Raw genomic sequence first — 8080 nt, forward strand, 5'->3', positions numbered from 1 at the left:
GCTCCCCTCACACCCGCCGGGTGGGCCCGGGTGCTACACTCAGGGAGCAGATGCGGCGCGCGAGCAGGCTTTGGTGGCTGCTCCCCCTGCTGGTTCTTGGAGCGGTGGGGGCGGGGTGGTGGGCTAGGCCCACCCCAGGCGGTCCGCAAGGAAACCCCGCCGACGAGACCGTTCGCCGCAGCTACACCGCCACCGCACAGGTGTTGTCGGTCCGGGCCCGGCCCGGAGGGGGGTGTGGGCTTCAGGTTCGGTTGCACAGTTGGTCGAGCCTGTCCAACGGGTTTGCTCTGGCCGAGATTCCCCAAAAGGGCCAGCTCTATACCCTCCGGGCCACGCCGCAGCACTGCATGGCGCTCGAGGTGGCCCTGGCGGCTCAGGGGGATCCGGAGGATCTAAAGAGCCCCCGGCACATCTATTACAAAGCCGGGCAGGTTCGCTCGGGGGAGTGGGTGCTGCTCGAGGCTCCTAAAGCCCCGCAGGGGTGCGGAGGGCTGTGGCGGACTGCTACAGCGGTATCTCATAAAGGGCTAAACGGTAGGGGGGAACGGTTTTCTCCCCCACATAGTGAAACCCCAGCGACTCGTAGAAGGCCCGCAGCTTGGGCCGCTCAAAGTGGGTATCCATGCGCAGGTAGCGCTTGCCCTCGGCCCGGGCCTTGCTGATGGCCCAGGCCACCAGGGCCCGGGCGACCCCGGTTCCGGCTACGCTCCGCCGCACCGCAAGCTTGTGGAAGAAGGCCGATTCCCCTAAGGGAACCTCGGGCCAGTAGGTGGTATCTTGATACTGGAAGGTGAGGGTGCCCACCGCCTCCCCTGCCTGCCACCCCAGATACAGCTCCCCCCGCTCCACCCCGCCTCTGGTCCAGTCCTGGGTAAAGATCCCTGGGTCCCAGAGGGGTTGTCCTAGGGCGATGGCCCATTGAGCGGCTTCGATCAGGATTTCGCTGGCAAGGTGGGCGTTTTCTAGGGTGGCTGGGGCGATAACCAGTTTCATCTTCCCAAATCTACCCAATATGCTGGAGCGGCATGGCCACCCATACCTTCACCCCTACCCGCTACTGGAACACGCTTGGCTCCCACCCTGTCGCGTTGAGGGTAGCCCCCGGCGACACCGTGCGCACCACCTGTGTGGATGCTCGAGGCCGCGACGCCCAAGACCTACAGATCACCTCACCGGGTAACCCCATGACCGGTCCCTTTTACCTCGAGGGGGCCCAGCCTGGGGATACCCTGGTGGTTCGGCTGGACCGACTTCTCCCTAACCGCAGGCGGGGGTGGTCGGGGGTGCTGTTGGCTCCGAATGTGGTTGAGCCCCGCGATGTGGGTCAGTTGGCCCAGGCCGGCGGGTATTTCATCTGGAACTGGGAGGTGGATGCCGAGGTTGGAACGGCCAAGCTGAACCATCCCGAAAGCCCACTGCACGGGATAGAACTGGCTCTAGACCCCATGTTGGGGTGTTTGGGCGTGGCGGCTGAAGGGGGACAGGCCATCAGCACCGCGACCTCGGGGCCGCACGGGGGCAACATGGATTATCGCGGCTTTCGCGAGGGGGCCACCGCGTACTTTCCGGTGTTTACGGAAGGGGCCCTGTTCTTCTTAGGGGATGGGCACGCGCTGCAAGGCGATGGGGAAATTTGTGGGACCGGCATTGAGGTCTCGATGGAGGTGCAGTTTACCTTAGACCTGATCAAGGGGCAGAAAATAGAGTGGCCCAGGGGGGAAAACTCCGAATACATTTTCACCTTGGGCAATGCCCGTCCCCTGGATCAGTGCGTACAGCATGCGTCTTCTGAGATGCTGCGCTGGCTTACCGGCAGTTATGGTCTGGACCTCACCCAAGCCTCCTTGTTGATGGGCCAGACCGTGCGCTATGACCTGGGCAATGTTTTTGACCCGGCGTACACCATGGTCTGTAAGATGCCCAAAAAGCTGCTCGAGACCCTCCGATGAAAACCCGCCCTTGAAAACTCGGCTAAGGAGACCTATACTGCCAAGTTGGCACTCCTAGGGAGTGGCCTAAGACAGCGACGGGCAACCGCCTTAAACAGGTCGCCGAGGCGCTAGTAGGGAAGCGTTCATCGCAGCAGTCGCCGGGGTTCCCCTAACCCCAAAGCACCAGACTCCGGTTTAGCGGGGTCATGGAGGTAACGTGCCGAGCAAGCGCAACATCGAAAACCTCGAGGCGCTCCAGGCCACCCTAGCGGGGGCTGCTGGCTCGTTCTTCGTGGTGAACTATCAAGGGCTCGAGTCCGGTCCTACCGGGCGATTGCGCAAGACCTTGCGCGAGCGGGGGGGCGAGTTGATTGTCGCCAAGAACACCCTTATCGCCAAGGCCATGAGCAACCTGGGACTGCCCGAGCTCGAGGGGCTAAAAGGCCCTTCGGCGGTGGTGATTTTCAATGACCCCGCCGGGGTTGCCAAGGCCCTCAAAGAGTTCGCCAAGACGAACGATAAAGGCATTCCCCAGCTCAAGAGCGGGGTGCTCTCGGGGCAGGCCCTTACGGGCCAGCAAGTGGAAGCCCTGGCCGACCTCCCCAGCCAGAAGGAGCTGCAGGCCGAACTGGTCGGCGTGCTCTCCGCCACGATGAGCAACTTCGTGGGGGTGTTGGGGGCGAAGGCGCAGGAATTGGTCGGCATCTTGGATGCCCAGGTTCAAAAACTGGAGGCCGCCTAGGCCCAACAGGAGGAAAAAATGGCTCTCGATATCGCTGCAATCAAATCCCAACTCTCCGGCGCGACCGTGCTGGAACTCAAGCAACTCATTGACGAGCTCAAGGAAGAGTGGGGCGTGACCGCGGCTGCCCCGGTGGCCGTGGCCATGCCGGGTGCGGCTGCTGGCGCTGCTGCTCCCGCCGCCGAGGAGAAGACCGAGTTCGACGTGGTGCTCAAGGATGCGGGCGCCCAGAAGCTCAACGTGATCAAGGAGCTCCGGGCCATTACCGGCCTGGGCCTAAAGGAGGCCAAAGACCTGGCCGAGCAGGGCGGCAACGTCAAGGAAGGCATTTCCAAAGACGAGGCCGAGAAGATCAAGAAGCAGCTCGAGGATGCCGGGGCTAAGGTTGAGCTCAAGTAAGGGCGTGTAAGGCCTCGAGGAGGCTCCTGAACCCCTGGAGTGCGCTCCGGGGGTTCGGGTTTAATCGTTCGGGAACCGGACTTTGACTGGAGTAGGGCGGGTTTGGGGGGAGTGCAGCCCTAGTTTAGGCGCTGGAACTCGCGCCGTAGCTCATCCAGGGCCGGTGGCAGACCGCCCAACTCGTTTTCAAAGCGGTGCACCAGCCGGGCCACGGTGCGCCGGGCCGCGGCTTCGCCTTGAAGGGCTTTGGTGGCGCGCACCAGGTACTCGTTGAGCCCCTCATCATAGGGCTCGATCTCGAGCAGCCGCCCAGCCAAGTTCAGGCATTTTTCGTACTGCCCCTGGGCAAACCAGGCCTCGATGGTCTCGAGGCCGGTGCGGATCACCGACCAGGCCAGGTCCTGGCGCTCGGTATTGGCCCACTCGCTGTCGGCGGAGGGCAGAAAAGGGCCTTGATAGAGGTCGAGGGCCCGGGTGATCCCCGCCTCGCCCCCTTGGCGCAGGGCCTGACGCAGCTCGGCCACATCCCAAGTCAGCTCGAGACCCTCCTCCGCGACGGAGTAGGTTTTGGAGCTGCTCGAGAAGGGAACGCTCATCCCCGCAACCGCCCGGGCCAAGTCGTATCGGACTTGGTGAAAGTAGTTGCGGGCTGCCTCCGGTGGCTCGTCGGGAAAGAGGGTCAGGAGGATTTGCTCGAGGGGACTGCCGGGGTGCCCCAAGAGGTAGGCCAGCACCTCCACGCTGCGGCGCATATCGAGGCCCACCCGCTTACCCCCCACCAGGATCTGGGCCTGTCCCAGCGTGCGCACCTCCACCCACAGGGGGGTCTGGCCAGGAAGCTGCTGCAGATCGTTGTAGAGGGCCCGTCCATAGGCGTCTTCGGGCAGCCCGGCCAGGTGGGCTACCAGCCGGGGTAGATAGCGCAGCTCGACCAGCAGCGGGAACCCCGAGCCGATGGCGTAGCGGGCCTGAGCCGCTTTGGAAAGGGCTTCATTGGCCAGCAGGCTTTGTCCGCTGCGCAGGTGCCAGTCGGCCAGGTGCAGCCAGCCCCAGGCGGCCTCGCGCTCGAGCCCCAGGCGCTCGAAGGTTTCGATGGATTTCTGAATCCAGCGCCCGGCATCGGCCTGCCCCGAACGGCTGTGCAAGGCGCCCTGCCGCAGCCAGTAATAGCTTTCGGCCTTGGTGTTCACGGTGAGGCTTTTGGCCCGGGCCAGGTGGCCCCGGGCCCCTTCGAGCCGGCCTTCGGCGGTCTCGAGGGCGCAGAGATTGAGCTCCGCGTAGCACTCGGTCTCGGGGTCTTGGGCTTCCCGGGCGGCCTCTGCCGACTGCTGCAAGAGGGCTACGGCCTGGTCGCTGTTGCCCTTGGCCCGCTCGAGCTCCGCTGTGACCCAGCGAAAAAAGGGAATGGCCAAGGGGGCGGGGGTGGAGTCCGCCTTTGCCGCTTGCAGGTCTTCCTGGGCTTCCTCGAAACGCCCCAGGTAGGCCAGACAGAGGGCCCGGGTGGTCCGTATGTAAAGCGACTTGACCGGATTGGCCGATTGCAAAGCCCGCTCCAGATAATCGGCGGCCTGGCGGTCCCGGCCCCGCTCGCTATAGACACGACCTAAAAGCTGGCCGATGCTGGCCAGGAGATAGGGGGTAAAGGGGGTTTCATAAGCGGCTTCCCAGGCCTGCTCCAGGGCTTTCGAGGCCGCCTGCAAATTGCCGTCGCAAAGGTGGATGGCTCCCCACTCGCGCAGGGCCATCACCTTGTCCAGGCCGCTTAGGCTGTGAATCTTTATGCGCTCCAGAGACTCCTTGCCCAAGTCCTCCTGGCCCAGGATCCGATAGGTGGTGGCCAGCTCAATCCCGGCCGCCGCCGCACCTCGGGCTCGAGCCTTGAGCAATAGCTCCTTGGCCTGCTGGGGTTGCTGGAGGTTGAGCAGGCATAGGGCAGCGATGCGGTCGTCCTCAAACGAGGGCTGCAGGAGCGCTTGATAGCAGCGCCACCCGCCTTCGAAATCCCCCTCGAAGAATTTTTGCAGGACCGCCCCCATGGCTATACCCTACACCATTTATAGAGCCCAATTGCAGGTAAATACAACCCAACCCCTTACCCAATACGCACCCAATACGCCCCCCTTTTAGGGTAGGGCTCAGATGCATCCGAGGATGCGCGCTGCCCAAAGGAGGAATGGTATGAGCCTGATCCAATCCAACAAAACCGCCCGTCTGGTGTTCTTCCTGGTTTCGGTGCTGGCTGGCCTGGCCCTGGCTGCTCCCAGCGGTGCGGGGACGTTCTAACGATTGGCTGTTCCCGCCGTTACGGTTTGGATTGCCCGGCCCTTCAGTTCCCGCTGTACCACAGCTTTCCCAAGGAACGTATGCGATGGGTGATCCTACCCCCCTTCCCGACCTTTCCCCCCTAAAACCCATCCCCTGGAGCGTGGCTCTGCTGAGCCTCGCTTCCTATGTTGGGTTTTATCTGCTGGCCTATCCTCATATCGGTGGGGCTGCTTCCCCAGTGGTGGCTTTATGGGTGGGGTTGTTGGGTTGGGGGTACGGGCCGCGGGTAGGGGTGTGGGCCGGGCTGCTCTCGATTCCCCTCCACGGGCTGCTCTTTTGGGGGCTTAAGCTTCCGCTCGAGCTGGCCTTTCTTCGTCCGGCCCCTTACCTGTGGGTGGCCCTGGGGTTCGCGGCGGGGTGGCTGCGCCAGACCCTCGAGCGCCTGCGTGGGAGCGAGGAGCGGTATGGACAATTGGTGCGTCAGGCCCCGGTGGGCATTTTGGTTCACGATGGGGAGGTGGTGCACTACGCCAACGCCCGGGCTTTGCAGATTTTGGGAGCAAAGTCCGGGGAGGTGCTGGGCAAACCGCTGCGCGCCCTGCTCACCCCGGAAAGCCAGCAGATCTGGGAAACCCTGGGGGAGGGAGCGCCCCGCCCGGCCAGGGGGGATCAGACCGCCCCCCTCGAGCTGAAGCTGTTGCGGCCGGATGCCCAAACGGTGGCGGTGGAGTGGAGCGCGGTTCCGCTGCACCTTGGCGGGCGTAAGGCCTTTCAGGTGGTGCTCCACGACCTAACCCGAACCCAAGAACTTCAAGCCACCCTCGAGCACCTCACCTACCGGGACCCGGTCACCGACCTGCCCAACCGAGCCGCTTTGCGCGAATTTGCCAGCGGGTTGCTGACCAAAGGGCATACGGTGGGGGTACTCTGGCTCGAGCCGCAGGACTTCCGCGACTATATCTCCGCTCTAGGGCATGAGGGGGCGGATCACCTTCTGCAAGTCCTGGCCCAGCGCCTAGCCGCAAGTGTTCCGCCGGGGGGGTTGTTGGCCCACCTGGGCGGGGGGAGCTTTGTGTTGTTGGCGCCCTACCCGGAGGTTGAGGGGCCTCAGTCCCTGGCCAACCCCCTTCTCGAGGGGCTGCAATCCCCGGTCCTGCTGGGGGGCCAGCCAATTCACCTACGGGCTGCGGTAGGGATCGCCACCTACCCCCAGGACGGCTTGGTGCTGGACCAGCTGTTGAGTGCAGCGGCGGCGGCCTATGCCCAGGCCCGGCTCGAGCGGCACTGGGTGGCGCATTATGATCCACGGCGCAGCCAGGACGTGCGCGAACAAATGAGCCTCGAGAGCGACCTGCACGAGGCCCTGGAGCGAGGGGAGCTGAGCTTGTATTTTCAGCCCGTGCTCGACCTCTGCCGAGAGCAGATCGTGGGGGTAGAGGCCTTGGCCCGGTGGTTTCACCCCACCCGTGGGGCGGTGAGCCCAGGGGTATTCATCCCCCTGGCCGAAGAGCGGGGCTTGATCCGGGCGTTGGATCGCATGGTCCTCGAGGAAGCCCTGCGCACTGCTGTTACCCTGCCGGGTTGGGTGGCGGTCAACCTTTCAGCCCAGAGCTTCCTTGACCCTGGCCTGCCGAAGTTTGTGTGGGACTGCCTGGATCGCTTTGGGGTGGAGCCTTGGCGGCTGGTGCTGGAGATTACCGAGCGGGTGCTGGCGCTTCCTGCCAAGGCTCAGCCGGTGCTGAAGGAGCTACAGGCCCTGGGGGTTCAGGTGGCCGTGGATGATTTTGGCACCGGCTACTCCTCCTTGAGCTACCTGCGGGAGTTTAATCTGAACTATCTGAAGGTGGATCAGGCCTTTACCGGGCGCATTGGGGCCAGCCAAAAGGATGAGGCGGTTTTGGAGGGGATCTTGATCCTGGCGGCGGGGCTGGGGCTGCGGGTGATTGCCGAGGGGGTGGAAAAACCCATTCAGTTGCGCTGGCTAAAGGAGGCGGGAGGGGAGCTGGCCCAGGGCTACCATATTGCCCGCCCGATGGGGACTGAGGCCCTGCACCAACTGCTCGAGAACTGGCAACCCTCGAGCCGGTGAGCGTTAGGGCTTATGGACTGGGGCCGGACTGGCAAAAAGAGCGCTTACGCTGCCCACGCTGAAGCCTCGAGCCCGCACATACCGTAGGAACTGGGGTAGGGTCTCCAGGGTTTCCGGCACGTTGTCGTGCAGCAGCACGATGGCGCCGGGTTTGAAGCGGGTCTCGAGCCGGGCCTCGAGGGTCTCCGGTTTGAAGCGCAGGTAATCGCCGGGGTCATCGGTCCAGAACACCACATCCATCCCCAGGTCGCGTAGCTCACGGCTGATGCTGGAGTTCAAGCGCCCTCCCGGGGGGCGGATCAGATGGATGGACTGTCCGCTCAAGCGCTGCAAAACGGCGTTGGTGCGCAGGACCTCTCCCTGGATGGTGGCCAGGTTGAGGGTGAGGAAGCGCTGATGGGTATAGCTGTGATTTCCCAGCTCGTGCCCCTCCAATACCATGTCCCGCACGAAATAGGGATAGGCCAGAGCATTGCGGCCGATCACAAATAGGGTGGCCCGCACCCCCTCGCGGTGGAGCAGGTCCAGCAGCAGGGGGGTATACAGCGGATGGGGCAGATCATCGAAGGTGAGGGCAATGGTTTTGGAGCTCAACTCCCCCTGGTAGAGCAGATGCCCGCGGGTTTTCGGCGGGGTGAAGGGGGGAAGGGGGGG

7 protein-coding genes are annotated in these 8080 nt (G+C 63.9%); 4 read left to right on the top strand and 3 right to left on the bottom strand.

Going from position 1 to position 8080, the window contains the following annotated elements:
* Nucleotides 1-504: 504 nt before the first annotated feature.
* Nucleotides 505-993, bottom strand: coding sequence for a GNAT family N-acetyltransferase (locus Mgrana_RS16115; protein ID WP_240631410.1), 489 nt, complete (start codon nucleotides 991-993; stop codon nucleotides 505-507).
* A 32-nt stretch (nucleotides 994-1025) separates the two neighbouring features.
* Here Mgrana_RS16115 and Mgrana_RS16120 point away from each other — a divergent pair, with 32 nt between their 5' ends.
* From Mgrana_RS16120 to rplL, 3 genes are all read left to right on the top strand, one after another.
* On the top strand, nucleotides 1026-1949 hold the full coding sequence (locus Mgrana_RS16120; protein WP_119358605.1) for an acetamidase/formamidase family protein: 924 nt from the start codon (nucleotides 1026-1028) through the stop codon (nucleotides 1947-1949).
* Between the two features lie 199 nt (nucleotides 1950-2148).
* Nucleotides 2149-2673, top strand: a complete 525-nt coding sequence (rplJ, locus tag Mgrana_RS16125; protein WP_119358606.1) for a 50S ribosomal protein L10 — start codon at nucleotides 2149-2151, stop codon at nucleotides 2671-2673.
* A gap of 18 nt (nucleotides 2674-2691) precedes the next feature.
* Complete coding sequence (rplL, locus tag Mgrana_RS16130; RefSeq protein WP_119358607.1) at nucleotides 2692-3072, top strand: 50S ribosomal protein L7/L12; 381 nt, start codon at nucleotides 2692-2694, stop codon at nucleotides 3070-3072.
* Between the two features lie 119 nt (nucleotides 3073-3191).
* Here rplL and Mgrana_RS16135 read toward each other — a convergent pair whose 3' ends face one another.
* Complete coding sequence (locus Mgrana_RS16135) at nucleotides 3192-5108, bottom strand: AfsR/SARP family transcriptional regulator (protein ID WP_119358608.1); 1917 nt, start codon at nucleotides 5106-5108, stop codon at nucleotides 3192-3194.
* A gap of 332 nt (nucleotides 5109-5440) precedes the next feature.
* Here Mgrana_RS16135 and Mgrana_RS16140 point away from each other — a divergent pair, with 332 nt between their 5' ends.
* Nucleotides 5441-7426 carry a putative bifunctional diguanylate cyclase/phosphodiesterase gene (locus tag Mgrana_RS16140; RefSeq protein ID WP_119358609.1) on the top strand — a complete coding sequence of 662 codons (1986 nt, stop codon included), beginning with the start codon at nucleotides 5441-5443 and terminating at the stop codon, nucleotides 7424-7426.
* Nucleotides 7427-7429: 3 nt separating this feature from the next.
* Here Mgrana_RS16140 and Mgrana_RS16145 read toward each other — a convergent pair.
* Nucleotides 7430-8080: polysaccharide deacetylase family protein (locus Mgrana_RS16145; RefSeq protein ID WP_147371318.1), on the bottom strand; the 651-nt coding region annotated here is incomplete at its 5' end.

The organism is Meiothermus granaticius NBRC 107808, assembly GCF_003574355.1.
Classification (GTDB): Bacteria; Deinococcota; Deinococci; order Deinococcales; family Thermaceae; genus Meiothermus; species Meiothermus granaticius.

Excerpts from the sequence above, each read along its gene's own strand:
- Mgrana_RS16115 (WP_240631410.1), bottom strand. The coding sequence starts at position 993 with ATGAAACTGGTTATCGCCCCAGCCACCCTAGAAAACGCCCACCTTGCC.
- Mgrana_RS16120 (WP_119358605.1), top strand. The coding sequence starts at position 1,026 with ATGGCCACCCATACCTTCACCCCTACCCGCTACTGGAACACGCTTGGC.
- rplL (WP_119358607.1), top strand. The coding sequence starts at position 2,692 with ATGGCTCTCGATATCGCTGCAATCAAATCCCAACTCTCCGGCGCGACC.
- Mgrana_RS16135 (WP_119358608.1), bottom strand. The coding sequence starts at position 5,108 with ATGGGGGCGGTCCTGCAAAAATTCTTCGAGGGGGATTTCGAAGGCGGG.
- Mgrana_RS16140 (WP_119358609.1), top strand. The coding sequence starts at position 5,441 with ATGGGTGATCCTACCCCCCTTCCCGACCTTTCCCCCCTAAAACCCATC.